Source organism: Streptomyces sp. NBC_00005 (genome assembly GCF_045160215.1).
Classification (GTDB): Bacteria; Actinomycetota; Actinomycetes; order Streptomycetales; family Streptomycetaceae; genus Streptomyces.
The window spans coordinates 9,747,479-9,771,935 of sequence record NZ_CP108316.1; the positions used below are offsets into that span (position 1 = coordinate 9,747,479).

21 protein-coding genes and 1 pseudogene are annotated in these 24,457 nt (G+C 70.7%); 5 read left to right on the top strand and 17 right to left on the bottom strand.

Translation table 11 applies throughout. From position 1 onward, the window contains the following. Window positions 1-346 precede the first annotated feature (346 nt). A pseudogene (locus OG303_RS44470) lies at window positions 347-634 on the top strand (DUF6807 family protein); the annotation flags it as partial. Window positions 635-657: 23 nt separating this feature from the next. On the opposite strand, the gene OG303_RS44475 reads toward OG303_RS44470, so the two are convergent. The 10 genes from OG303_RS44475 to OG303_RS44520 form a co-directional block, all read right to left on the bottom strand. After that, the gene (locus tag OG303_RS44475) at window positions 658-2,196 is read right to left on the bottom strand and encodes a metallophosphoesterase (protein WP_405877782.1); all 1,539 of its coding nucleotides are present in this window, start codon (window positions 2,194-2,196) and stop codon (window positions 658-660) included. A 130-nt stretch (window positions 2,197-2,326) separates the two neighbouring features. After that, on the bottom strand, window positions 2,327-2,752 hold the full coding sequence (locus OG303_RS44480) for a VOC family protein (RefSeq protein ID WP_405875685.1): 426 nt from the start codon (window positions 2,750-2,752) through the stop codon (window positions 2,327-2,329). Between the two features lie 59 nt (window positions 2,753-2,811). Next, a complete protein-coding gene (locus OG303_RS44485; RefSeq protein WP_405875686.1) occupies window positions 2,812-3,666 on the bottom strand; it encodes a helix-turn-helix domain-containing protein in 855 nt (284 codons plus the stop codon). 60 nt (window positions 3,667-3,726) lie between these two features. Next, on the bottom strand, window positions 3,727-6,003 hold the full coding sequence (locus OG303_RS44490) for a glycosyl hydrolase family 95 catalytic domain-containing protein (RefSeq protein ID WP_405875687.1): 2,277 nt from the start codon (window positions 6,001-6,003) through the stop codon (window positions 3,727-3,729). A gap of 110 nt (window positions 6,004-6,113) precedes the next feature. Continuing rightward, window positions 6,114-6,785: a class I SAM-dependent methyltransferase gene (locus tag OG303_RS44495; protein WP_405877784.1), complete on the bottom strand. Its 672-nt coding sequence runs from the start codon at window positions 6,783-6,785 to the stop codon at window positions 6,114-6,116. A gap of 86 nt (window positions 6,786-6,871) precedes the next feature. Beyond that, complete coding sequence (locus tag OG303_RS44500) at window positions 6,872-9,262, bottom strand: ATP-binding cassette domain-containing protein (RefSeq protein WP_405875688.1); 2,391 nt, start codon at window positions 9,260-9,262, stop codon at window positions 6,872-6,874. A 45-nt stretch (window positions 9,263-9,307) separates the two neighbouring features. Continuing rightward, the gene (locus tag OG303_RS44505; protein ID WP_405875689.1) at window positions 9,308-9,664 is read right to left on the bottom strand and encodes a VOC family protein; all 357 of its coding nucleotides are present in this window, start codon (window positions 9,662-9,664) and stop codon (window positions 9,308-9,310) included. Between the two features lie 62 nt (window positions 9,665-9,726). Further along, window positions 9,727-10,971 carry an MFS transporter gene (locus tag OG303_RS44510; RefSeq protein WP_405875690.1) on the bottom strand — a complete coding sequence of 415 codons (1,245 nt, stop codon included), beginning with the start codon at window positions 10,969-10,971 and terminating at the stop codon, window positions 9,727-9,729. A gap of 331 nt (window positions 10,972-11,302) precedes the next feature. Further along, complete coding sequence (locus OG303_RS44515; protein ID WP_405875691.1) at window positions 11,303-12,058, bottom strand: YqjF family protein; 756 nt, start codon at window positions 12,056-12,058, stop codon at window positions 11,303-11,305. A gap of 113 nt (window positions 12,059-12,171) precedes the next feature. After that, window positions 12,172-13,272, bottom strand: coding sequence for a LacI family DNA-binding transcriptional regulator (locus OG303_RS44520; RefSeq protein ID WP_405875692.1), 1,101 nt, complete (start codon window positions 13,270-13,272; stop codon window positions 12,172-12,174). Window positions 13,273-13,566: 294 nt separating this feature from the next. Here OG303_RS44520 and OG303_RS44525 point away from each other — a divergent pair, with 294 nt between their 5' ends. Beyond that, entirely contained in the window at window positions 13,567-14,631 is a 1,065-nt protein-coding gene (locus tag OG303_RS44525; protein ID WP_405875693.1) for a glycoside hydrolase family 5 protein, read from the top strand. Window positions 14,632-14,713: 82 nt separating this feature from the next. Here the strand turns inward: OG303_RS44525 and OG303_RS44530 are convergent, their stop codons facing one another. The 3 genes from OG303_RS44530 to OG303_RS44540 all read right to left on the bottom strand — a co-directional run bounded on the left by OG303_RS44530 (window position 14,714) and on the right by OG303_RS44540 (window position 16,741). Beyond that, the gene (locus tag OG303_RS44530; RefSeq protein ID WP_405875694.1) at window positions 14,714-15,520 is read right to left on the bottom strand and encodes an SAM-dependent methyltransferase; all 807 of its coding nucleotides are present in this window, start codon (window positions 15,518-15,520) and stop codon (window positions 14,714-14,716) included. Between the two features lie 85 nt (window positions 15,521-15,605). After that, window positions 15,606-15,866, bottom strand: coding sequence for a DUF397 domain-containing protein (locus OG303_RS44535; RefSeq protein ID WP_405875695.1), 261 nt, complete (start codon window positions 15,864-15,866; stop codon window positions 15,606-15,608). Further along, entirely contained in the window at window positions 15,863-16,741 is an 879-nt protein-coding gene (locus OG303_RS44540) for a helix-turn-helix domain-containing protein (protein ID WP_405875696.1), read from the bottom strand. The genes OG303_RS44535 and OG303_RS44540 overlap by 4 nt, the downstream gene beginning before the upstream one ends. 191 nt (window positions 16,742-16,932) lie before the next feature. Here OG303_RS44540 and OG303_RS44545 point away from each other — a divergent pair, with 191 nt between their 5' ends. Then, entirely contained in the window at window positions 16,933-17,373 is a 441-nt protein-coding gene (locus OG303_RS44545) for an ATP-binding protein (protein ID WP_405875697.1), read from the top strand. A 22-nt stretch (window positions 17,374-17,395) separates the two neighbouring features. Here the strand turns inward: OG303_RS44545 and OG303_RS44550 are convergent, their stop codons facing one another. Then, the gene (locus OG303_RS44550) at window positions 17,396-18,802 is read right to left on the bottom strand and encodes a PP2C family protein-serine/threonine phosphatase (RefSeq protein WP_405875698.1); all 1,407 of its coding nucleotides are present in this window, start codon (window positions 18,800-18,802) and stop codon (window positions 17,396-17,398) included. Window positions 18,803-18,882: 80 nt separating this feature from the next. Between OG303_RS44550 and OG303_RS44555 the strand changes: the two genes are divergently transcribed. Beyond that, window positions 18,883-19,695, top strand: coding sequence for an SAM-dependent methyltransferase (locus OG303_RS44555; RefSeq protein WP_405875699.1), 813 nt, complete (start codon window positions 18,883-18,885; stop codon window positions 19,693-19,695). Window positions 19,696-19,745: 50 nt separating this feature from the next. On the opposite strand, the gene OG303_RS44560 is transcribed toward OG303_RS44555, so the two are convergent. The 3 genes from OG303_RS44560 to OG303_RS44570 form a co-directional block, all read right to left on the bottom strand. Next, a complete protein-coding gene (locus OG303_RS44560; protein WP_405875700.1) occupies window positions 19,746-20,642 on the bottom strand; it encodes a proline iminopeptidase-family hydrolase in 897 nt (298 codons plus the stop codon). A 195-nt stretch (window positions 20,643-20,837) separates the two neighbouring features. After that, entirely contained in the window at window positions 20,838-22,022 is a 1,185-nt protein-coding gene (locus OG303_RS44565) for a flavin-dependent monooxygenase (RefSeq protein ID WP_405875701.1), read from the bottom strand. 96 nt (window positions 22,023-22,118) lie between these two features. Continuing rightward, window positions 22,119-23,297: a CdaR family transcriptional regulator gene (locus OG303_RS44570; RefSeq protein ID WP_405875702.1), complete on the bottom strand. Its 1,179-nt coding sequence runs from the start codon at window positions 23,295-23,297 to the stop codon at window positions 22,119-22,121. 242 nt (window positions 23,298-23,539) lie between these two features. Here OG303_RS44570 and OG303_RS44575 point away from each other — a divergent pair, with 242 nt between their 5' ends. Further along, entirely contained in the window at window positions 23,540-24,433 is an 894-nt protein-coding gene (locus tag OG303_RS44575; protein ID WP_405875703.1) for a substrate-binding periplasmic protein, read from the top strand. Window positions 24,434-24,457 lie beyond the last annotated feature (24 nt).

The window sequence follows — 24,457 nt, forward strand, 5'->3', positions numbered from 1 at the left end:
AAGCTGTGCCTGCACATGTGCGGCGTGCAGAACGGCCGGTTGCTCATCACCGATGACAGCACCACCTCGCACCGCTCGTTCGCGGCCCGGAACACGTTCTCCACGAGGCCGGGTGGAACGGCAGACCGGACTCGTTCAGCCACAGCCACAGCGGCTCCGGACCGGCCGGACTCTCGGCGAAGAAGCTCAGCCGCTCCTCCACCGTCGCCTCGGTCAGTGGGGTCTGCCCGACCACGCCGTCCCAGTGCAGTACACGCCGGTGTCGACCGGTCTCGTGGGTCACCAGCCGAGTCGGCAGATCGTCGTAGCGGCCCAAGGCCTGCGCGCGTCGAACCACCCGGGCGCCGCACAGAGCCCGTGGCTGGCCTTCACCACCGAGCACGACGACGTCGACGCGCACTCCACGCTCGTCTTCGCCCACGCACCCGAGAACCTCGACGAGCGGACCGCGATCCACGAGTCGCACTGGTTCGTGCGCTCCGAACCGATCCCCACGGTCGCGTTCTCCTGGGCGTTCTTCGAGGAGTTCGAGCTGCCGCCCGGCGAGTCCTTCGCCTACCGCTACCGCCTCGTCGCCGACGGCGCCTGGGACCGCGACCGCGTCGGCACGTACGTGGAGGGTCTGCCCTGGTGAACGACCGGTCCGCGGACTGAGCCCTACGCTGTGTGCAGCTGAGCCGGGATGGAGTTGCGGGGTGCCGGGCGGGTGATGCCGGACAGGTCGCGGACCGTCATGCTGTTGCGGTCGGCGACCGAGCGGCCGAGGGCGTGGTGCGGCCACAGGCCGGCCGCCACGCGCCGGCTGCGCTCGCCCCACTCGCGGGCCGCGAGACCGCCGGCCTTGTAGTGGTTCACGGCGAACCCGCCCGAGTGGATCCGGACCAGGCAGAAGCCGCCCGGATACTCCTTGACCGCGCTGACCTCCTGCATCGTGACGTGCGGGGCCTGCGGCAGCACGGTGCGCTTGTTGCGGTGGGTGTGGCCGGCGTGATGGAGGAAGACGCCGGGTGAACTTGCGTAGGCGTCGAGGATGGAGCGGGCCTGGCGACGGCCGAGGCGCTGCCCGGCGCTCACCGGGAACACGGAGTCCCGCACCGCCAGCGGATGATGCCCGAACACCACGGTCGGCTGGTCCTTGTTCTCCCTCAACCGGCTCCGGAACCACGACAGTTGCTCGGCGCCGAGGCCACCCGAGTCGGCGCCGTTGCCGTCCTTCTCGTACGTGTCGAGCCCGACGATCCGCAGCCCGCCGAGGTCGCGCGCGAAGTACGAGGGTCCCTCGCCGTCGAGGAACCCGTCGCGGAAGGAGTCCCCGCAACCGCCGTCACAGGAGCGGCAGTTGCCGTGTCCGGGCCGGTCGTGGTTGCCGCGTACGACGAAGTAGTCCTGCCCGTGACTGCCGAAACCGTCCAGGATCCGCCTGGCCTCGGCCAGGTCGTGCGCCCCGCCGCCTGCCGAGATGTCCCCGGCGGCCAGCAGCACGTCCGCCCCGCGCCGCCGGGCCTCGGCGACCACGGCCCGGCTCATGATCTCCGGATACGGTGCGTGGCCCTGCGCCTGCCGCACCCCGCGCAGCAGCGGGACGCCGGTCACCAGACCGGCGGTGGTCTCACCCAGGTGCAGGTCGTTGCAGAGCGCGATCGACAGCAGGTGCCGCCCCGGCGGAGGCTGCGGCGTCGTGAAGGAGTACGGGCCTCCGCCCGATCCGAGGCCGTGCAGATTGGTGCCGACGGCGTTGCCGCGGACGAGATGCAGTGGCGTCGGTGTCGCGGCCACACCCCGTGCCCGGGCCTGGTAGTAGTACGTCTGCCCGGGCTCCAGGTCGGTGAGCTCCACGTAGTGGTGCGCCACCGGCCCGTCCTCCGCCGCGACGCGGTTGAGGCGGCCGGGATGGGTGCCGTAGACGACCTCGCCCTCGGTGACCGCGGGGAGCATGTGGCCTGTTCCGTCGTTGGTGCCGGGCAGGCCGGTGTACCAGGTGATGACGGCGCGGTCCTCGGCCAGGGTGACGAGTTCCAGATGGACGGCCGCCACGCCGTCCCGGTGACGGTGCCCGCTCCTGCCCGCCGGGCCGCGGAGGGCGTCGGCGGCGGCCCGCAGCAGGGCGGGGGTGAGGAGAGCGCCGGATCGCAGGACTTGGCAGGGATCCGGCAGGGCCGACAGGGCCGAGAGGGGAGCGGTCAGGCAGCAGCGCATGCCCAAGTGTGCCCGCATGCGGTGAACGACGGCTGTGGTGTCGAGGGTCACGCCGGGTACGGCGGGCGACAACTCCCTGGTCGGACCACCCGGGACACCGGGCAGGGTGTGCAAAATCACCCCAAAAGGATCACCGCGGCTCGCCGGGATAGGTACCGAAGTTCCACCTGTTGCCCTCGGGATCGCGGGCGGCGAAGTCGCGGGAGCCGTAGTCGGTGACGTTCAGGTCCGCGGTGATCTCGGCGCCTGCGGCCTTGGCCCGGGCGTGGACGGCGTCCGGGTCGGCGGTGACGACGTAGGCACTGAAGGCACCCGGCGGTGTCGGGCCGGTGCCGGGCTCCTGTCCCTCGCGCACGGAGCCCAGCATGATGCCGCCGCCTTCGGGCCAGCTGAGCTGGGCGTGCTCGACCAGGTCGCCGTCGCCGTAGACCACGGTCTCCTCGAAGCCGAAGGCGTCGACCAGGAAGCGGATCAGCGCCCGGGCGTCGTGGGCGCGCAGGGTGGGCCAGACCTGTGGGGCGGGCGGCTGCTTGGCGGTGTCGGGCGTGGTGTTCATGGTGCTGTGCCTCCGTCTCGCGGGAGCCTGCCGGGATCGGCCTGCTGACACCACCAGCGTCACGCGGGCGGATGGTGCCCGGCTTGGACGTTTCGGAACTCCTGCGCCAGCCAGGTGCTCGGTGTGCAGGACGCCAGGGCGGCGAACTCGCGGTCGAGGTGGGACTGGTCCGCGTAACCGCAGTCGGCGGCCAGGCCCGCGAGGTCCGGGAGGCCGGGGCGGCGGGCCAGGTGGCGTCGTGCCAGGTCGAAGCGGATGACCCGGGCGGCCGCCTTGGGGGTGAGGCCGATCTCGGCGCGGAAGCGGTTGCGCAGGTGCCGCTCGCCGAAGCCGGTCTGTGCGGCGAGTTCGTCGACGCGCAGACGACCGCCGGTGGACAGCAGCCGCTGCCAGGCGCCCGCCACCGGCGTGGCGAAGGCCGTCCCCACGCCGTCGTGGTGGGACATGCGGTGCAGCAGCCAGTCGTCGACGGCGTCGAAGCGGGCGGCCCAGTCCGGTGCCTCGCGCACCTTGTCGTGGACCTCGCGCATGCCCGGGCCCAGCACGTCGTCGGCGTGGACGTCAGTCCCGGCCAGCTCTCCGGCGGGCAGTCCCAGCAGGACGCGGGCGCCGAGCGGGCTGATCGCGACCTGGATGCCGGACTGCCTTCCGGGGACGTCGATGAGCGCGGGCGTGAGGTGCAGGCCGCCCAGCAGGGTGAGGTAGTCGCCGGGAGCGGCGCCCGGATCGGGATGCGCGGCCATGCTGAGCGGTTCGTCGAGAGTGATGATCAGGGTCAGCCACGGCGACGGCAGACCCCGGTGCCGGCCGTGCGGGATACCGCGCTGGCGGTACCCGGAGTACCAGCCGACCAGCCCCCGCAGAGGCGGCGCCGGCACCGCCCGCACCGCCTCGTCCACCGTCTCACCGCCCATACGGCCATTCTCCCGCGCCGGGCGCGGCCGCTCCAGCCGCACCGGTCGGCGCCCGCCGGACTACGGCAGCCCCCACGGCTGACCGGGCTCGCTCACCCCCACGGGAGCGATGACGAGATCGGGCCGTTCGCCCGTGTACACCAGGACCTCGCGCCCCTTGGGGAGGTCGATCGCGAGGGTGCCCTCGGAGGTCGTGCGGGTGTGTGCCGGGCGGCCGTCGTCGAGGACGGCGGTCAGCCGGCCGGCGGGCAGACCGTGGCGGAGTTCGAGCAGCGCGCCCGCCAGACTCCGCACGCGGACGAAGCGGGTGACCCCCTTGCTGCGGACCGCGCTGACCAGGAAGGCTCCCTGAGTGCGGAAGTCGTGGAGCGTGACGTCGGACCAGGACGACGGGACGGCCGGGAAGACCCGGACGACACCGCCCCAGCTCTGGCACAGCATGTCGTGCAGGGACTGCGAGGCCGACAACGGCGTCTCGATGACCGGACCCGCCTCCGTGTAGTGGGTGTTGGCCCGGCACGGGTAGCGCGTGGTGGGGTCGAAGAACTTCTCCAGATACGTCAGCGCCGTGTCGCCGCGGCCCATCATCGCGTACATGGACGCGGCGCCCGTATAGCTGTAGCCGCGGTGCGCACCCGTGAGCGCGTGCCAGCGCACGATCGTCTTCTCGATCAACTCCCGCTGCTCCGGCTGGTCCCAGTTCACGAGGTACAGCGGATAGACCATCAGCAGGTGCGAGTAGTGACGGTGGGACTGGGCGTACGGAGTGTCCCCGCCGATCATGAAGCCGTTCGCGTCGACCGGATACGGCGTCAGCCTGGCCAGCACCTCCTGCCAGCGCTGCTTCAGCGGATCGTCGACTCCGAGGTGCGCGGCCACCTCCAGGAGCGTGGTGCAGCCCCAACGGATCAGCGCCAGGTCGTAGTTGGTGTCCCGGGGCGGGACCACCGGGTACTCCGGCGAGAGTGTCGACGGCAGGTGCAGCCTGCCGTCGTCCCCGGGCTGGAGGAAGTGCCAGTAGTAGTTGATCGCGCGGCGCAGCAGCGGGAACACGGTGTCGCGCAGCAGCGCCTCGTCCATGGTGTGCCGGTAGCTCAGCCAGGCGTTGTGCAACGCCCAGGTCAGGTCGCCCACTTCGGCACCGGTGCCGGGCATGCCGACCTCGCGGTCGGCGAACATGTCGGAGCTGCGGCCGATTCCGGCGCTGTCCGAGCGGTACGCGGCGGGCACGTTGGCGACCAGCTGCTCCTGGTTCTGCCTCAACGTGCTGACGAGCGAGTCGAGTTCCAGGTGGTTGGAGCCGTGGATGAGCCAGTACTCCAGCTGGACGTTGAGGTTCCACCACACGGCGGGCCAGGGGGTCGGTTCCAGCCACGGCCCGGAGGTCGCCATCACGGGGCCGCCCGCGCGGCTCGCCGACGCGACCTTGTACAGCTGGATCCAGTGGAAGCTCTGCAGGCGCTGGTCGGGGAACGACACGAAGCTCTTGCGGTAGAAGGCGTGCCACCAACGGGTGTGCTGCGAGCGGAGAGCGGCGTACGAACCGGCGCGCTGGATCTTCCCGAGCGAGAGCTCCCCGGCCCGGGTGTCGGACGGGTGGCTGTGGGCGACGCTGAGCAGGAGCGTGTCGCGGGAGTGGCGGTAGGCCGTCGCGGTCTGGCCGCCGCCGGTCAGTGGCTGGAGGACCTGCTCGACGTCGCCGGTCCACCGGGTGGTCCAGGGCGGGTTGGCGACGTATCCGGCCGGTGGCGCCTCCTGGATCTTCCGGGGGCTGATGGCCTCCTCGGGGTGGAAGGTCCAGTGGACCTCCTCGTCGCCCTCTGCCGTCACGCGTGCGGCGAGGATCCCGTCGTGGATGAGGGCGGAGAGCGTCAGGACGCCCTTGTCCGTGGTGACCGTGCCGGTGAGCTCGGCGTTCCACAGGCTCAGCCGCCAGTCGACGGCCGTGATGGTGCCGAGCGGGTCGAGGGTCAGATGTCCCACGGGCAGCCGGGCGGTGCCCCAGCCGCTGCCGAACTCGGGCCGGTGGTCCTGCACTTCGCCGTGCTGAACGGTGAACCGGACGCTGTTCGCGTCCGGTTCCCGGTACACCATGCTGCCCAGGCGCCCGTCGCCCAGGAACGGACCCTCGGTCCAGACCGTGGGCAGCCGGTGCCACACCAGATCCTGCCCACGCAGGAAGTCGGCCCACGAGCCGTCGGAGTCCATCCGGTTACGGAGCTGCCAGCGACCGCCGGGCGCGGCGTTCTCTGCGGCAGCGGCAACCGCCGTGCCGGGTAAGGCGGCGGCGGTCGTACCGGCCAGCGCTGAGCCGAGCACGGTTCGTCTAGAGGTCATTGCGGGGTGCCTCCACGATGCGAGGGGACAGTTCCTGACGCTCAATTCATCGGATCTATTGTTTGACGGAGCGTAGGGGTGGCCCACAGAAGGCGTCAACGGTCCCTACGTCACGGAGATTGATCCGATGTACTCACGTTGCCCGCTGGTTCTGCGATGCCGATGAAATTCCCGGCCACCGTCCGGATCCGGGCCGACCACCCGAGCGCGGTGAGATCGTCCGTGAGGGTCCGGGCATCGTGGAACACCTTCACGATGCGGTACTTGCTGCCGTCGTCGAGCCGGCGTACGGCGGCCGGGACGGGGTGATCGGCGACGACCTCCTCCTCCGCGGCCATGGCAGGCCCGTCGTCGACGAAGACCGCCCTACCGCCCGGCGCGAGCGCGCCGGCGACGGTGTTCCAGAAGGCGGGCAGCCGCGCCGGCGGGACGTGCGAGAGCCAGAAGGCGAAGAACACGGTGTCGTAGCGTCGCGGCGGCTGCCAGGCGAACAGGTCGGCCTGAAGGAACTCGACGGTGGAGGATGCGGTGCGCGCACGAGCGAGGGCCAGCACTTCGGATGCCGCGTCGACGGCCGTCACCGAGTGCGCCCGCGCGGCCAGCAGCCGGGTCCACTGACCGGTTCCGCAGGCCAGCTCCAGCACATGCCCGGCGATCGGGAGATCGTCGACGGCCGTCAGCAACTCACGCAGGCCCTGGTACTCCGTGTACGGCCGGTCGTACTCGGCCGCGCCCGCCCGGTAGTAGGCCAACTGCTCGGCCAGGAGCGCGTCGTCGGCCATGTCGTCATGCAGGTCGTCGTCCATGCGGACACGGTCGGCCTTGACCCTCGGGCAGGGTCAAGGCCGACCGGACAGGTGTCGCCTCTTCAGGCGCCGACGTAGTCCGCGAGGTGCTCACCGGTGAGGGTGGAGCGGGCGGCGACGAGGTCGGCGGGGGTGCCCTCGAAGACGACCCGGCCGCCGTCGTGGCCTGCGCCGGGGCCGAGGTCGATGATCCAGTCGGCGTGGGCCATGACCGCCGGGTGGTGCTCGACGACGATGACGGACTTGCCGGAGTCGACGAGCCCGTCGAGCAGGCCGAGCAGTTGCTCGACGTCGGCGAGGTGGAGGCCGTTGGTCGGCTCGTCGAGGACGTAGACGCCGCCCTTGTCGGCCATGTGCGTGGCCAGCTTCAGCCGCTGCCGCTCGCCGCCGGACAACGTGGTGAGCGGCTGGCCGAGGCTGAGGTAGCCGAGGCCGACGTCCTCGAGCCGTTGCAGGACGCGGTGCGCGGCCGGTGTGGCCGCCTCACCGGCGCCGAAGAACTCTGCGGCCTCGGTCACCGGCATCTCCAGCACCTCGCTGATGTCCCGGCCGCCGAGGTGGTACTCCAGCACCGAGGCCTGGAACCGCTTGCCCTCGCACTCCTCGCAGGTGGTGGCGACGCCGGCCATCATCGCCAGGTCGGTGTAGATCACGCCGGCGCCGTTGCAGGTGGGGCAGGCGCCCTCGGAGTTGGCGCTGAACAGCGCGGGCTTCACGCCGTTGACCTTGGCGAACGCCTTGCGGATCGGTTCGAGCAGTCCGGTGTACGTCGCCGGATTGCTGCGCCGCGAGCCGCGGATCGGGCTCTGGTCCACCGACACCACGCCCTCGCCGGCCGGGATCGACCCGTGCACCAGCGAGCTCTTCCCGGAGCCCGCCACACCGGTGATCACGCAGAGCACCCCGAGCGGGATGTCGACGTCGACCGACTGCAGGTTGTGCTCCGTCGCGCCGCGGATCTCCAACGCGCCGGCGGCCTTGCGCACCGTCTCCTTGACGGCGGCCCGGTCGTCGAGATGGCGGCCGGTGACGGTGGAACCGGCCCGCAGCCCCTCGACGGTGCCCTCGAAGCAGACGGTGCCGCCCGCGGTGCCGGCGCCGGGGCCGAGGTCGACGACGTGGTCGGCGATGGCGATGGCCTGCGGCTTGTGCTCCACGACGAGCACCGTGTTGCCCTTGTCCCGCAGCCGCAGCAGCAGGTCGTTCATCCGCTGGATGTCATGGGGGTGCAGACCCGAGGTGGGCTCGTCGAAGACGTAGGTGACGTCGGTGAGCGAGGAGCCGAGGTGGCGGATCATCTTGACGCGCTGCGCCTCGCCGCCCGACAGCGTGCCCGAGGGCCGGTCGAGCGCGAGGTAGCCGAGGCCGATCTCCACGAACGAGTCCAGGGTCTGCTGGAGAGCGGTGAGCAGCGGCCCCACCGACGGCTCGTCGAGGCCGCGGACCCAGTCGGCCAGATCGCTGATCTGCATCGCGCAGGCGTCCGCGATGCTGATCTTCTTGATCTTCGACGACCGGGCCGCCTCGGTGAGCCGGGTGCCCTCGCAGTCGGGGCAGGTGGTGAAGGTGATCGCCCGGTCCACGAACTCCCGGATGTGCGGCTGCATCGCCTCCCGGTCCTTGGAGAGCATCGACTTCTGGATCCGCGGGATCAGCCCCTCGTAGGTCATGTTGATGCCCGCGATCTTCATCCGGGTCGGTTCCAGGTGGAGGAAGTCGTACAGCTCCTTCTTGGTGTATCTGCGGATCGGCTTGTCCGGGTCGACGAGGCCGGACTCGGTGTAGAGCCGGTAGTTCCAGCCGCCCGACTTGTAGCCGGGGATGGTGAGCGCGCCCTCGTTGAGCGACTTGGAGTCGTCGTAGAGCTGGCCGAGGTCGACGTCGGTGACCGCACCCCGGCCCTCGCAGCGCGGACACATGCCGCCGGTGATGCTGAAGGAGCGACGCTCCTTCACCTTCTGCCCGGCGCGCTCCACGGTGACCGCGCCCGCCCCGCTGATCGAGGCGACGTTGAAGGAGAACGCCTTGGGCGAGCCGATGTGCGGCTTGCCGAGCCGGCTGAAGAGGATGCGCAGCATCGCGTTGGCGTCCGTGGCGGTGCCGACCGTGGAGCGGGGGTCGGACCCCATCCGCTGCTGGTCGACGATGATCGCGGTCGTCAGCCCGTCGAGTACGTCGACCTCGGGCCGCGCCAGCGTCGGCATGAAGCCCTGCACGAAGGCGCTGTAGGTCTCGTTGATCAGACGCTGCGACTCCGCGGCGATCGTGTCGAACACCAGCGAGCTCTTGCCCGAACCGGAGACTCCGGTGAACACAGTCAGCCGGCGCTTCGGGATCTCGATGCTGACGTCCTTGAGGTTGTTCTCGCGCGCGCCGTGCACGCGGATCAGATCGTGGCTGTCGGCGGCGTGCGGCGCGGGCGACTGCGAGTGCGTCCTCTTGGCCGTGGTCATCGTCTCTCCATGTATCGGGCTGGGGCGGGCGCGGTGGTTCGGTGCTCAGCGGTCCTGGAGCAGCCCGAGGACGTTGCCGTCGGGGTCGGTGAAGGTGGCCACCAGGCGGCCGCCGCCGACGTCGCGCGCGGGCTCCTTGACGGTGGCACCCGCGGCGCTCACCTCGGCGAGCTTCGCCTCGATGTCGGCCACGTGCCAGTAGGTCACCGGCGAGGTCATGCCCTGCTGTCCGCCGCCCGGTACCAGCCCGATGTGCTGGCCCGCGGCCTCGAAGCCGACGTAGTAGGACTCGTCGGCCGTCGGGGCCACGCCGAGCAGGGCCGTGTACACCTCCTTGGCCGCCGCCAGGTCGGAGACGGGGTGCAGCACGGTCTTGATTCCCTGAGTGGATGAGCCGGTCATGGTCACTCCCGAGGTCGTCGTTCTGCGGTCACGTTAGCCGCGGCCCGCGGACCGGCGCTTCTTCAATCCTGACCGGTTCCGCCCGGGTTCCCGCGCCGTGCCAGGAGCAGGAGGCAGGCGACGGCGCCGAGGACCACGGTGGCCAGTCCCGAGCCGCCGAGCGTCGCCCGCGGGCCCAGCGCCGTGGTGAGCGGTCCGCCGAGCGCCGTGCCGAGCGGTGACGCGGTGAGCAGCACCGCGCTGCGGGCGGCGAGCATCGCGGCCAGGTGCTGGGGCGGCGACTTCGCCTGCATGAGGGTCACCGAGAGCGCCACGAACGGTCCGTAGATGGCGCCGCCGAATGTGAAGCACGCGACCGTGACGGCCGTCGACGCGTCGAGCCCGAACGGCAGCAGCGCGAGCCCCCAGGCGATCACGATGCCGACCGTCACGGGCCACAGCGGCAGCTGCCGCAGCGCTCCGATCGCCAGCGAGCCGAGTACCGCGCCGCAGCCGAACAGCCCCCAGTACAGGCCCAGCACGGTGCCCGGTGCGTGCAGGTCGTCGGTCACGTGGAGCGGCAGGGCGACCTCGACCGGGCCGTACAGCAGGTTGAAGAACCAGGTGAGCGTCAGCAGGCCGAGCAGCTCGGGGCGGGACCGCAGCAGCGAGAGCCCGCCGCGGGCGGCCGCCCGGTCGACGGGGGAGACGTGCCCCGACTCCGGCAGCCGGGTGCGCACGACGAGCACGGCGAGGAACGCATAGGTGAGAGCGTCCAGACCGAGTACGAGCGCGGAGCTCGCGTACGTCACCAGCACACCGGCGATCGCGGGCCCGGCGATCGTGGCGGCGAACTCGAGCGAGCCGACGAGGGTGTTCGCGGCGAGCCGCTGCTCGCCCGGCAGCAGCTCGGCGAGCAGCGTGTACTTGCCCGCGCTGCCCCACGCGTGCAGCAGCGACGAGACCGCGAGCAGTACGACGTACAGCGGCAGGGTCAGCAGCCCGGCGAACCAGGCGAGCGGTACGGCGCCGAGGAACACACCGCGCACCACGTTGTCGGCGATCAGCAGCCGCCTGGCGGACAACCGGCGCAGCCGGCGGCCGAACACCAGCGCGCCCAGCACGCCGGGCAAGGTGTACGCGGCGACCGCGCCGCCCACCCACAGTCCCGCGGTCGCCTGCGGCGCGAGTTCGATGGCGAGCCACGCCACCGCCACGAAGCTCATGCCGTCCCCGAGGTAGGAGACCCCGAAGCCGAGGAGCAGCCGCCGGAACACCCGGTCCGCGAGGACCGGCCGGTAGGCGGAGGGGACGAGACGTCGGATCACCGGGGTCACGCTAGGCGTGGCCGACGGTCGGGCGCTTCTCGATTTCTGATCGTGATGCTTCGGTGGCCACGGCCCCCACGTCGACATGCGGCGGGTGACCAGCCGCCGGTGCTCGCCCGCACCACTGTGGCAGGCCTGTCCGTCCGGGGTAACGGCAGTTCTGGAGGCCGGAGTTGTGGCACCGGCGAAGGTCGAGGTCATCGCCGACCTGGCCGGCCGCAAGGAGATGCTGGAACAGTTCCGGCCCAAGCTCGGCGGGACCATCGAGCGGCTGGGCATCACGGGCCCGTCGGCGGACCCGAGCGCCTCGTGGCGTCGGCTCCCGTGTCTGCTACCGGCTGGGGACCAGGGACGGCTCCAGCGTGGACGGCTTCCCGAACCGGACCGAGACCCCCGGCGAGTAGAGCACGCTCACCGGCGCGTCCGTCATGTGCGGCAGGCCGGCCGCGGTGATCAATTCGTCCTCCAGGCCGAGCAGTTCGGCCCGGTGCAGCGGCCAGGGCGTGTGCTCGTTCGGCAGGTGCACGGTGCGGCTGTGCCACAGGACGTGCAGGCCCCACCGGGCGGTGAGGAACAGTTCCAACTGCGTGGGCCGCGCTATGGGCGCGCCGGGTCTCACCACGACACGGCTCGTGGGCCCCGGACCCGCGGAGCGTCCCCGTCGGGTGGTGTAGGTGAGCACGTCGTTCTCGCGGCGCAGGCGCATCGCCGACCACGTATAGGGAAGCCGTACGCCGAGCCGCCCCACCAGCGCGGGCAGGAGACGGGCCGCGTCCAGGGACCGGAACACCACACCGCGGCGGCCCTGCTCGTCCACCGAGTACAGCCGTACGTTCGTCTCGCAGAACGTGCCGAGATACGGCAGACCGGGCCCCGGGCCGAGGCCCGCGCCGCGCATCATGAACGGCACCAGCCCGACGTAGGTGACCCCGTCGAGGGTGTCCGGGCGGGTCCCGGCGGGCAGCAGCCCGGCCACCCGCTCCGGCTCCACCGGCCAGTGCAGGAAGGTCAGTTCATGCCAGCCCTGCACCAGCATCGGCCGGCGCACGGGCCGCGGCGTGGACAGGGTGATCGGCTCGATCTCCATGCCCAGCCTTGTAGCACGCGAGCAGCCGCCGACCGCTCGAACGGGCCCGGGTTTCCCGGGGTTGTGCGCAAGAGCACAGTCGCGGAGGAGCGCACCGTCAGGGAAGAGCACCGTCACTTGCGTCGGTCGGGCGGCGCCGCTGTGCTGTGTCTGATCACCAGGCTGGTCGGGACGAGATCGGTGCCGGCCTGCGAACCGCCACGGGTGCGGATCTGTTCGAGGGCGCCCTGGACGCAGCGGCGGCCGACCTCCGCGAAGTCCTGGTGGACGGTGGTGAGGGGCGGGACGAAGAACGCGGCGTCGGGGATGTCGTCGAAGCCGACGACGCTGACGTCCGCGGGCACGGTCAGACCGCGCTCGTGGAAGGCGCGCAGCAGCCCCAGCGCCATCTGGTCGTTGGAGGCGAACACGGCGGTGCAGTCGGGCAGTTCGGCGAGCGCGAGGCCGGCCGTATAGCCGGACTCGGCGGACCAGTCGCCGTGCAGGGGCGGCGGCACCGGGCGTCCCGCCTCCTCCAGGACCGCGCGCCAGGCCTGGGTGCGGCGCTGCCCGGCGAAGGACGTCTCGGGGCCGGTCAGGTGCCAGACGGTGCGGTGGCCCAGGTCGAGCAGATGGCTCACGGCCTTGCGGGCGCCGTCGGCCTGATCGGTGTCCACCACGCTGTAGCGGTCGCCGGCGTCGGAGTCCACGACGACGACGTGCACGCCGGGCGGCAGCTGCACCGTGGCGGTGTCCAGCAGATGGATCTCCATGATGACGATGACCGCGTCGACGGCCAGCTCGCCCATGCGCGTGAAGGCCCCCAGCACGTTGTCCTGGGTCGGGACGTCGATGGGGATCAGCGTGATCGCGTACCCCTCGTCCGCGGCATGCGTGGCGATCGCCTCCACGGTGCGGCTGTTGCCCGTCGAGGACAGGCTGAAGAGGATCACGCCGATGGTGTTGAACTGGCCGTAACGCAGGGCGCGCGCCGCGCTGTTGGGCCGGTAGCCCAGCTCCCGCATCGCCGCGAGCACCTGCTCCCGGGTCGAACTGATCACCCCGGCATGGCCGTTGGAGACGCGCGAGACCGTCTGCGACGAGACCCCCGCGAGTTTGGCGACATCGGCCATCGAGACCCGCTGCTTGCGGCGCCCACCGGGCACACCGGAGCCGCCCCGCTGCGCCCCGCCCCCGGGGACGGAGACCCGTTGCTCCGGCTCGTTCAGCTCCATATCCGCACCACTCCCTGCTCCCTCGACGCACGGGATGTTACGCGTGGGACATCTTGACGGCCGCTGGAGCGGATGCCACGATTCCGACGCCTTCGAGTTTACGTAAACATCGCCGCGTGACCAGACCTGTCGGAGATCCCGCCAGCCCTTGCCGCGAAAGGGATGGTTACGTAAACACGCTGCCGAGTACGCCGACGGTGAGCCGAAACTCCTGCACAACCGCCCGGCACGTCTCTCGGTGGCCGCTCATGCAGCCCCAGGTGCCGAGCCGCCATCTCCTGAAAGGGCACGTTGATGCGCAAGACCCCCACCAGAACCCGGTTCACCCCCCGCCTGCGCGGCGCCTTCGTGTCGGTCGCGCTCACCGCGATCAGCGGTACGACCCTCGCCGCCACCCCCGCCTCCGCCGCGGCCCCGGGCACGGGCACGAACACGACCCAGTTCAAGGGCGTCAACTGGGCCGACCCCCGCGACAACTACGCCGACGACCCCGTCGTCCTGTCCGGCCTGTCGCTCTCCGACACCTACGCCCAGACCTACGCCAAGGCGAGCCGGGTCATCGCCGCGTTCCGCGCCAATCTCGGTGCCAACACCGTCCGGCTGCCCATCAACCCGTACACGGTCAACGGCTCCTACTGGAAGTCGTATCGCGGTGTCATCGACGCGGCCTCGGACCAGGGCTTCAAGGTCATCGTCTCCTACTGGGAGGGCACGGGCACCCAGAAGGACGGCTTCATCGACGACGAGGCCACCTACTGGCCGATGTGGAACACCGTCGTCAAGGCGTACAAGCACGACCAGCACGTCTACTTCGAGCCGATGAACGAGCCGCACGGCTACACCGACACCGAGTGGGCCGACCTCGCCGCCAAGTGGCTCGCGACCTACCCGTCGGTCCCGCGCAACCGGGTCTTCGTCAGCGGCGCCGGCTACAACGACCACGTCACCTCGGTCTGCGCCGACCCGCGCCTGAAGGGCACCTACCTGTCGCTGCACCACTACGGCTTCTGGAAGGACTACGCCACCTACGACCAGTGGGTGGCCGACCTCAAGGAGCGCATCGGCACCTGCGCGAGCCGCACCGTCGCCGACGAGTTCGGTGCCCCGATGACCACCGGCCTCGACTACAACAAGCCGGACGCCACCAACAACTCGATCAACTTCATCCAGGCCGACACCGACACCTTCCGCAAGCTCGGCATGGGGTCCGTCTACTGGCCCGGTCTGCGCACCGACGACACCTACTCGATCCAGAAGCTGATCGGCGACGCCGCCCGCCCCTGGCTGGCCACCACCAACCAGTCCGGAGCCGACCGCCTCGCCTGGGCCTGGGGACGCGGCAAGCCCGTCCAGCCCTGACCCGTCCGCCGCGCAACCGCCCAAAGGCCCCGGACCCGCTCGGGCCCGGGGCCTTCCGACACCCCCGAAAAAGCCTCGCCGGCTACGGCTTGATGCCCACCCCGGTCCACAGGCTGACCTCGGCGTCCGTGTCGGTGACCTCACCGTCCGGGCGCCAGCGGTGGCCGACCGAGATGCCGGGCTCGAGCAGGTCGAGCCCGCTGAAGAAGCGGGCGACGTCCTTCTGCGAGCGGAACTGCACCGGTGTGCCGGCACTGTTGTAGATGTCGGTGACCTTCTGCCAGGTGGCCGGGTCGAAGTCGGGCGTGCAGTGACTCAGGGCCAGCGCGCTGCCCGAGGGAAGGACGGCCAGCAGACGCTCCACGATGCCGTACGGGTCCTGCGCGTCCGTCACGAAGTGCATCAGGGCGTTGAGCGACAGGGCCACGGGCCGGTTCATGTCCAGGACCTCGGCCAGCGCGGGGGCGTTCAGCAGCGCGGCCGGGTCGTTGACGTCCGCCTCGATGTACGTCGTGCGGCCCTGGGCCGTGCTGCGCATCAGGCGCTCGGCGTACTTGAGGACGAGGGGGTCGTTGTCGGCGTAGACCACCCGCGCCTCGGGGACCACGGACTGGGCCACCTGGTGCAGGTTCGGCTCGGTGGGGATGCCGGTCCCGATGTCCAGCCACTGGCGGATGCCGTGCTCCTGGGCGAGGACGCGGGTGGCGCGGTGCATGAAGGCCCGGTTCTCGCGGGCGCACACGAAGATGCCGGGGTAGGCCCCGGCGACGGTCTCGGCCGCCTGCTTGTCGACCTCGAAGTGGTCCTTGCCGCCGAGGTAGTAGTCGTACATCCGGGCGGAGTGGGGCCTGCTGGTGTCGATCTCCCGCGCGGCGTGCGAGTTGGTCATCCTGTCCCTTTCAACGGTGTGCGTGGGGGTGTGTCGGGCAGGTCGCGGCCGGCGGGCCCGGGTCCTTCCCGCTGGTCCTGGTGGGTCAGCCGGCCGTCAGATGATCGGCGAGACCCCGTTTGACCCCCGCGACGAACGCGGTGATCTCCTCCGGGGTGTAGATCAGCGCGGGGCCGGCGGGATCGGTCGACTGCCGCAGCGCCACGCGGCCGTCGGCGAGTTGCTTCGTCTGGACGCACTGGCCCCCGTTGGGACCGCTCCACGGAGACTCCCAGCCCTGCTCACCGAGGTCGGTCGCCGGCATTCCGTTGTAGATGTCGCAGACACTGCCGTCGATGGTGGTCATGAGTACTCCTTTCGCATGCGGTTCAGGAGCGCCTTGCTGTCCGCGTCCGAGGTCAGCAGGGACATGCGGTTGTGCGCCTCCAGATGGGCCGCCACGTCCGAGCGCTGGTCCAGGTACATGGCACCGGAGAGGATCTCGCTGTAGACGATGTCGGGCAGCTCCGGCTCCTCGAACCGGAAGTACGTGAAGGGGGCACACGCGCCGACATGGGCGCCCGCGGTGAACGGCACGACGTCGACGCTGACGTGCTCCAGCTCCGAGACCTCCAGGAGCCGGTCGATCTGCTCCCGCATCACCTCGGAGCCGCCCACCACCCGGTGCAGCACGGCCTCTTCCATCACCACCCACAGCGTGGGGGCGTCGGATCTCTCCAGCAGGCCCTGGCGGCGCAGCCGCAGATCCACCCGCCGCTGAAGGTCCTCCTCGCTGCCGTTGGGCAGGCCCCCGCGCAAGACCGCGCGCGCGTACCGGGGGGTCTGCAGCAGGCCCGTCACATAGTGGGGCTCATAGGTGCGCAGCGTCGTGGCCCCGGTCTCCAGGCTCACGTACCCGCTGAACCAACTCGGCAGCGCATCGCGGTACATGTGCCACCAGCCGGGCTCGTTGGCCCGCTCGGCCAGGTCGACGAACTCGTCGATCTCCTGCCGGTCGGCCCCGTACGTCTCGAGCAGCTTCTCCACGTAGAGCGGCTTGAGGCTGACCTCCGCCTTCTCCAGGCGGCGGATGGTCAGGGACTTCACCCGCAGGGCCCTGGCCGCGTCCTCCAGCGAGGCGCCCGCGTCCTGGCGGCGCTCCTGCAGGCGCCGGCCCAGGATCATGCGGAGAACGGTGGGTGCACTGGAGCTGTTGCCCGCGCCCGGCCGACCTTCGTTCACGCCCTTACCTCCCGATGGACCGTCACCGGACCGAGGATGACAGCGACTTGATGATGTCGCCAGACGGATACCGGCCCAATGAAATTATCAGGCAGGTGCTTGCAGCTTGAACTCCCCTGCGAGCATAGTTACTTGCGTGAATCGTTTCGACGATTCACCGCGCGCCCGCCCCTCCACGGAAGGCAACTGCCGTGTCCCCCCACACGACTTCCTCCCCACAGCTCTTAGACGTCTCGAGCCCGGACCGAACGCACTGGCTCGAACTGCCGCCCCACCGCTCCAGCATCAGGGTCGCCCGCCGCTCCATCGGCGCGCGGCTGAGCTCCTGGCGGCTGCCGGGCGACCTGTGCGCGGATGCCGTCCTGCTCGTGTCCGAGCTGGCCACCAACGCCGTACGGCACACTCTCAGCGCGCGGATCCTGTGCGGCATCGGGCTCGTCACGGACGAGTGCCTCCGTATCGAGGTGCACGACCACGACCACACGGGCCGCGGTCTGCCCCGGTGCGAGCCGGGCCCCGACGACGAGAGCGGCCGCGGGCTGCTCCTGGTGGAGGAGATCGCGGACACCTGGGGTGTCGACCGGTCCAGACTCACCGGCGGGAACGCCGTGTGGGCGAACCTGACGGCCTGAGAGCCTGCCGGGGGAAGGGCGTTCAGGCCTTCGTGGGCGTCAGCTCGGCGAGCAGCAGCGTGCGGTCGTCCGCGGCGACCGCGGTGGGAGGGGTGTGCAGCAGCCGTTGGCACAGGGATTGCAGCGGGTCCTGGCCGCCGGCGGCCGCGGGCTCGACCACGGCCGTGTCCAGGGTGTGCGCGAGGCGGATGATCTCCTGGTCGATGTCGGCGTCGCGGGACTCGACCAGACCGTCGCTGTAGAGCACCAGCAGGGCCGGTTCGTCCACGGTCAGCACGGTGGCCTCGTAGCTGCCCGTGCCCAGTCCGAGGGGCAGGCCCGGACTGGTGAGCGTGACCGGCGCGGTCCGGCCGTCGGAGCCGCGCAGCAGTGGGGGAGGATGGCCTGCTCCCACCAGGGTGCAGGTGTGCCGCCGGGCGTCCCACTCGGCGTATATGCAGGTCGCGAAGGAGGCTCCCGGGGTGTCGTACGCGAGCGCGTCGAGGCGCCGTACGAGATCCGCGGGAGGGATGTCGAGCCCCGCCAGGGTGCGGACGGCGGTGCGCAGTTGGATCATCGCGACGGCGGACTCCGGGCCGTGCCCCATGGCGTCGCCGACGACGAGGCTGACCCGGTCACCCGGCCGTTTCAGCACGTCGAACCAGTCGCCGCCGATGATGTTGCCCTGCCCGGCGGGGAGGCAGCCGTGGGCGATGCGGCACCCCTCGACCTCGTGGGCGGTGCCGGGCAGCAGGCTGTTGCGGATGGCCAGGGCGGTGCGGCGCTCGTGCTCGTAGCGGCGCGCGTTGTCCAGCGCTATGGCGGCCCGTGCGGCCAGCGCCTCCACGGCCACCACGTCCGCGGGCCGGAAGGGTGCCCGGTCCGGGCCGCGGGTGCAGGCGACGAAGCCGACCGCGGTGCCCCGCAGATGCAGCGGCACGACGAGAAAGGACGTCATGCGCAGCAGGTCCTCGATCCGCGCGTCGCCGCCCCCGGAGGCGACCAGATGGTCGGACGTGTACGGGTCGACCGCGTCGAGCAACTGCGCGTGCCCGGTGGTGAGAGCACGCGCGTACGGCGTCTCGCGCGGGAAGACGATCACCTCGCCGACCGGCAGCACGCCCTCCCAGTCCTCGGCCGCGTCCGTCCCCACGCGCAGCGCCAGGCGGCGCGCCTCTATCTGGGGCGCGTCCGCGGCGGTGTACGCGGTTTCCTCGCGCAGCCAGCGTTCCAGCAGGTAGACCGACGCCGCATCGCAGAATCCGGGGGTCAGCGCGTGCACGACATGGCTGCCGGTCAGCCGCAGGTCGAGCTCCGAGCCGATGACGTCCGCCGCGGGAGAGAAGGCCGACCGACGGGGTGAAGGCAGTGCGGCGGGGGTGGCGTCGGTGCGGCTGCGCGGTTCGTTCCGCAGGGGTCGTGCCTTTCCGGGTGGGGGCTCCGGGCGCACGGCGAAGAGGGTGGCTCGCCGCGCGTCCTCGGCAACTATATGATGACGCGTCAAGGCCCCTGGTCGGAAAGGGAGTTGTAGTGACCGACAACGAAGGAATTCCGCCCAGGACCGATCCGGACAAGGCCAGTGTCGCGCGCATGTACGACGCGATGCTGGGCGGACAGCACAACTTCGCCATCGACCGCGAGGCCCTGGCGGCCTTCACGGCCATCGACCCGCAGGTGCGCACCCTGGCCCGCGCCAACCGTGCCTTCCTCGGACGGGCCGTGCGCTTCCTGGTCGAGTCCGGGGTGCGGCAGTTCATCGATCTCGGCTCGGGCATCCCCACTCAGGGCAACGTCCACGAGGTGGCGCAGGCGGCGAGCCCGGGCGCCCGGGTGGTCTACGTGGACAACGACCCCGTGGCCGTGGCCCACAGCGCCTCGCTGCTCGCCGACAACCCGGACGCGGACATCGTCGACGCCGACATCCGGCGGCCGGCCGACGTCCTGGCCGCCCCGCAGGTGCACAAGCTGATCGACTTCGATCAGCCCGTCGCCGTACTGATGATCACGATCCTGCACTTCGTCACGCCCGAGGAGAATCCGGCCGGCATCGTGGCCGCCTTCCGGGACGCCCTGCCCGACGACAGCTGGCTGGCGCTGACCCACGCCACCAACCAGGACCGCCCGGACACGGCCGACGCCGTCGGCAAGCTGTACCGGTCCCGCGCCACCTCACCGGTCACCGCCCGCTCGCACGACGAGATCCACTCCCTCTTCGCCGGCTTCGACATGGTGGACCCGGGCCTGGTCTACGTACCCCTGTGGCGCCCGGACCCGGACGACCTCATCCCGGACAACCCGTCGGAGTACTGGGTGTACGCGGGAGTGGGCCGCAAGAACCCGTGAACGGGCGGCGCGGCCGCGCCACTTGCCCTGCGCTGAACTCCCGTCGGGGATCAGTCGGTCGAGTCGAGGAACGTGCCCACGACCCGGAGGTAGAGCTCCTCCTCCTCGACGTGCGGCATGTGGCTGGAGTGCTCGAACATGTGCCAGCGCACGTCGGGGATGTGGTCGGTGTAGGGACGGACGCTCTCGGGAGTCGCCTCGTCGTACCGGCCTGACACCAGCAGGGTCGGTACGTCGATGAGGTGCAGTCGGTCGACGACCGACCAGTCCTTGAGGGTTCCGACGACGTGGAACTCGTTCGGCCCGTTCATCGTGTGATACACGGTCGGATCCGCCGCGATGTTGTCCCAAGTGGCCTGGACCTCCGGGGGGTTGGGGGTCACACGGCACACATGGCGCTCATTGAAGACCTGTTCGGCCGCGCGGTAGTCGGGGTGGTCGGTGGTCCCGGCCGCCTCATGGGTGAGCAGGGTGTGCTGGACCTCCGGAGGCAGCGCGGCCCGCAGTTCGGTGCAGCCCGCCAGCCACAGCTTCATGGATGCGGGGGAGTTGGCGATGACCAGGCCGCGCAGCCCGGACGGACGCCGTACGGCGTGCTCGGCGGCGAGCATGCCGCCCCAGGACTGGCCGAGGATGTGGTACGAGTCGGCGATGCCCAACGCCTTGAGCAGGTTGTCGAGTTCGTCGAGGAAGAGCTGGACGGTCCAGAAGTCGGCGCCCTTGTCCGGCAGATGGGTGGACAGTCCGGTGCCGAGCTGGTCGTAGTGCACCACGGGGCGGCCCTGTCCGGCGATGCCCGCGATGCTCAGTGTGTAGTTGTGAGCGGCGCCGGGTCCACCGTGCAGGACGACCAAGGGGGTTCTGCCCTCTTCACCGGTGATCCGGTACCAGGTGGACCCGCCGTTGAAGTCGATGGTCCCGGTGTGGGTCGGTTCGGGGATCGCCACGGGTGAGCCTCCCAGACCGGCCGGAACGAGCCGACCGCTGTCTGCCGCGAGATTGGGTGTGTGCCGGATGGGGAGATAGTGATCGGCGAAATGATCAGGCACAAGACCCTTTGGCGGGGGCGGGGCAAGACGTAACGGCGCTTTTACGTGGCCCGCGCGCGTTAACAGAAGCTGCCTGAACGCGGGGGCCGTCGGTCACAGGAACGGCGTACCCGCGTCGAGGCCCGACAGGACCCGGCCGTACAGTTCCAGGTTGGTCGTGGGGTTGACGAAGGAGTGCAGGTTCAGGGCGTGCAGATCGCGTACGGCCCGTTGGACCGGTACCTCGCGGTGCAGGGAGGACGCTCCGGAGGCGGACGCGAGCAGGTCGACTGCCTCCTTGCACAGTCGCGCCACATAGCCGGTCTGCGCCCGGATGCGGGCCCGGTCCTCCTGGGTGTACGGGTCGCCGGTCCGCGCCCGTGACTCGATCCGGTCCACGAACTCCGCGGTCAGCAGCTCGGCGCACGAGATCTTCATCGCCGCCTCCGCCGCCTGCAGATGGGTGACCGCCGCTTCGTTCTGCCGCTCGTGGAAGGTGTACGTGATGCCCCGGCGATGGATGCGCTCGGTGAACTCCTCCAGCGTCGCCCGTGCCAGACCGAGTGCGTTGGGCGCCGTCCAGGCGCAGAACAGCAGCGGGACGGGCATCCGGTAGAAGGGGTCGTCAGCGTTGGTCTTCGAGGGGAAGTCACCGCGCAGCAAGGGCCCGACGGGCAGGACACGATGGGCGGGGACGACGACGTCACGGGCGACGACGCTATTGCTTCCGCTGCCCGCCAGCCCGGAGACGTGCCAGTCGTCGAGGATCTCCAACTCGGTCATGGGTACGGCGGTCCACAGCACCTCGGGCGGCCCGTCACCCGATTCGACGCGGGCCGTGAGGAGGTGCCAGTCGGCGTGCCGGCAGCCGGTCGCGAACCCGGAGGTGCCGTTGACGAGGTACCCGTCGGCGGTGGCGACCGCGGTGGCGTCGGGGATGAGGGTGCCGCCGACCCGTACGTCGGGACTGGTGAAGATCTCGTCCTGCGCCTCGTCGGGGAAGAGCGCCGCGATGTAGGAGCAGCCGGCCTGGATCAGGGCCGTGAAGGCGGTCGAGCCGCACCCGGCGGCGATCTCGGCCAGCGTGTCGACCTGGATGCGCAGCCGGGTCTCGTACCCGCCGAACCGCCGGGGCACGTTCATCCGGTAGATCCCGGCGTCCGTCAGCGCCGAGACGACCTCGTCCGGCACCCGCCGCTCCCGCTCGGTACGGAGCGCGTGCTCGCGGACGAATGGACGGATCGCCGTTGCGCGGTCGACGATGCCGGCGTCGGTACGAGGTGCTGAGGACGGAGCCATGGAGGACCTCCGGGCACGACGGGCCCTCACCGTTACCCGGATCGTGCGCAGTGTCAACGCCGTGTGCAGCAGCAGGAGTTGACTGCTGCCCGCCCGTCAACCGCTGCCGAGCCGATCCGCGAGGCAGGCGAGGTAGAGGGCCATGGTGGCGCGGTGCTCGCGCAGCGACCGGCCGGTGATCTGCTCGATCTTGTTCATCCGGTAGACCACGGTGTTGCGGTGGATGTGCAGGGCGGAGGAGGCCCGTACGAGGTTGAATCCGCTCTCGCACCAGGCGGTGATCGTGTCGCGCAGCGCCGGCCAGTCCGGCTGGTCGCGCAGGTCCCCGGTGGTGAGGTCGAGCAGGCGGGTGCGGGCGGACTGGTTCACCGCGGCCAGGACCTGGTGGACCCGCAGATCGGCGATCAGCTGCACGGGCGAGCTGTCCGCGGGACGCCCGCCCAGGCGCAGGGCGTCGCACGCGTCCTTGTACGAGTCGTGCAGGCCGCCCACGGAGGAGGCCGGTTCGCCGATGCCCACGCGGGCGGCGAGACCGTCCTGCGCGGCGATGACGTCGACGACCCGTCGGCAGTCCGTGACCAGGGACGCCGTGCGGCGCCTGGCCGGCAGGCGGTGCAGAACCCCGATCCGTCCCGGAGCCGCACCGGCGACGATGTCCTGCGGGTCGGCGAAGACCTCACGGACGGTGCGCAGCAGTTCCGTGCGGACCAGTGCCACGTCCTGGGTGGGTGCGCCCCGGCGTCGCGCGGCCCCGTCGGGCACGGTCACCTCGATGGCCACCGCGAGCCGGGGCAGCCGCAGGTCGAAGCCGAGCTCGGCGGCACGGAAGACGAGGAAGTCGCCCTCGACCACCTGGGGGTCGTACGAGGCGATGTCGGCGAGCAGCTTTTCAGCCGCGCGCTCCGAGAGCAGGCGGGAGCGCAGCATCACGGATTCCCTCAGCAGGATCTCCGTCTGGCGCTTCACGAGCAGTCCGAAGCGGCGCACCTGGGCGGGGGTGCCGGTGATCCCGACGGTGCCGACCGCCTGGCCGCCCGCGACCAGCGGCAGGGTGACGCCGGGGCGTACCCCGCGCAGCTGCTGGGCCTGCGAGGCGTTGTGCGTGGCGGGTTCCTGGGTGCGGACGACCTCGACCGACGCCTCGTGGAAACTGCCGACGCGGCTGTTGTCACCACTGCCGATGACCATGCCCTGCGCATCAGTGATCAGCACGTTGAAGCCGATGACCGCGGACGTGTCCCCGGCGATCTCCTGCGCGAGTGACGGGCTGAGCACAACTGTTCCTCCCGTCGGACGAACGGGCCGAGGTTGGACGCACCGTACAGGGGGACAAGCCATTCCAGCCACAACTTCGTACGAAGTGAACGGTGACGCATCACTGGACCGATCTCTAGCGTATGGCCCCAATCGATATCCCCGCCGGGGGCACAGTGCGGTGAACGGCGGGCTCCCCAGGCCGATTCGGAAGGCCCATGCCGATGATCCGTGTGCGCTCACTTGCGGTCGCATTGTCCGCGATGCTGATGATTTCCACCGTCGCCGCCTGTAGTTCGGACGGCGACGACGCTCCCAAGAACGTGTCCGCGAAGACCGCCGCCCTGGGCACGCTCACGCCCGGTGTCATCAAGGTGGCCGTCCAGCCGTACGCGCCGTACACCACCGTCCAGGGCGGCAGGATCGTCGGCCTGGACGGCGACATCCTCACCTACGTGGCCAAGAAGCTGGGCCTGCAGATCAAGCCGCAGACCACGGACTTCGCCGGCATGCTCGCCGGGGTGCAGTCCCGCCGTGTCGACATCACCATCGGCGGTGTCGCCTGGTCCGCCGACCGGCAGAAGCAGGGGCTGTTCACCGACCCGCCCTACTACTCGCCCCCGGCGATGGCCGTGCGCAGCGGAAAGACCTACAAGACCGTCAACGACCTCCAGGGCCTCAGCCTGGGCACCGTCGAGGGCTACGTCTGGGTCAAGTCCATCCAGGCGGTGCCCGGTGCCAAGCTGCACGCCTACCCGGACGCCACCGGCGTCTTCGACGACCTCGGCGCCGGCCGCGTCGACGTCGGCTTCCTCGACCCGCTGATCATCATCGCGGCGCAGAAGCAGCGCCCGGAACTGAAGATCAAGACGGAGTACCTGACGCCGCCGACCGCCGCCGAGGTCAAGGCCAAGCCCGCCTACGAGTACTTCCAGCCGTACCAGACGGGCTTCTACCTCCCCAAGAAGGCCACCAAGCTGGAGAAGGCGATCTCCGCGCAGATCGACGCCATGTACACCAACGGCGAGATGGCCAAGCTCGTGAAGAAGTACGGCGGCGACCCGGAACAGTTCCTCAAGCCGGCCGCCGACGTCGCCACCTCGCGCCGCGGCGTGGACCGGCCGAGCGACTGGACCCCGCCGTCCATCGGCCAGTGAATCCGCCAGTCAGCGGCCAGTGAG

What these genes read in the sequence shown, in the direction of transcription:
- OG303_RS44575 (WP_405875703.1), top strand. Translation starts at nt 23,540, where the DNA reads ATGCTGATGATTTCCACCGTCGCCGCCTGTAGTTCGGACGGCGACGAC.
- OG303_RS44485 (WP_405875686.1), bottom strand. Translation starts at nt 3,666, where the DNA reads ATGGGCGGTGAGACGGTGGACGAGGCGGTGCGGGCGGTGCCGGCGCCG.
- OG303_RS44525 (WP_405875693.1), top strand. Translation starts at nt 13,567, where the DNA reads ATGCGCAAGACCCCCACCAGAACCCGGTTCACCCCCCGCCTGCGCGGC.
- OG303_RS44520 (WP_405875692.1), bottom strand. Translation starts at nt 13,272, where the DNA reads ATGGAGCTGAACGAGCCGGAGCAACGGGTCTCCGTCCCCGGGGGCGGG.
- OG303_RS44490 (WP_405875687.1), bottom strand. Translation starts at nt 6,003, where the DNA reads ATGACCTCTAGACGAACCGTGCTCGGCTCAGCGCTGGCCGGTACGACC.
- OG303_RS44515 (WP_405875691.1), bottom strand. Translation starts at nt 12,058, where the DNA reads ATGGAGATCGAGCCGATCACCCTGTCCACGCCGCGGCCCGTGCGCCGG.
- OG303_RS44500 (WP_405875688.1), bottom strand. Translation starts at nt 9,262, where the DNA reads ATGACCACGGCCAAGAGGACGCACTCGCAGTCGCCCGCGCCGCACGCC.
- OG303_RS44495 (WP_405877784.1), bottom strand. Translation starts at nt 6,785, where the DNA reads ATGGCCGACGACGCGCTCCTGGCCGAGCAGTTGGCCTACTACCGGGCG.
- OG303_RS44475 (WP_405877782.1), bottom strand. Translation starts at nt 2,196, where the DNA reads ATGCGCTGCTGCCTGACCGCTCCCCTCTCGGCCCTGTCGGCCCTGCCG.
- OG303_RS44565 (WP_405875701.1), bottom strand. Translation starts at nt 22,022, where the DNA reads ATGGCTCCGTCCTCAGCACCTCGTACCGACGCCGGCATCGTCGACCGC.
- OG303_RS44530 (WP_405875694.1), bottom strand. Translation starts at nt 15,520, where the DNA reads ATGACCAACTCGCACGCCGCGCGGGAGATCGACACCAGCAGGCCCCAC.
- OG303_RS44480 (WP_405875685.1), bottom strand. Translation starts at nt 2,752, where the DNA reads ATGAACACCACGCCCGACACCGCCAAGCAGCCGCCCGCCCCACAGGTC.
- OG303_RS44535 (WP_405875695.1), bottom strand. Translation starts at nt 15,866, where the DNA reads ATGACCACCATCGACGGCAGTGTCTGCGACATCTACAACGGAATGCCG.
- OG303_RS44505 (WP_405875689.1), bottom strand. Translation starts at nt 9,664, where the DNA reads ATGACCGGCTCATCCACTCAGGGAATCAAGACCGTGCTGCACCCCGTC.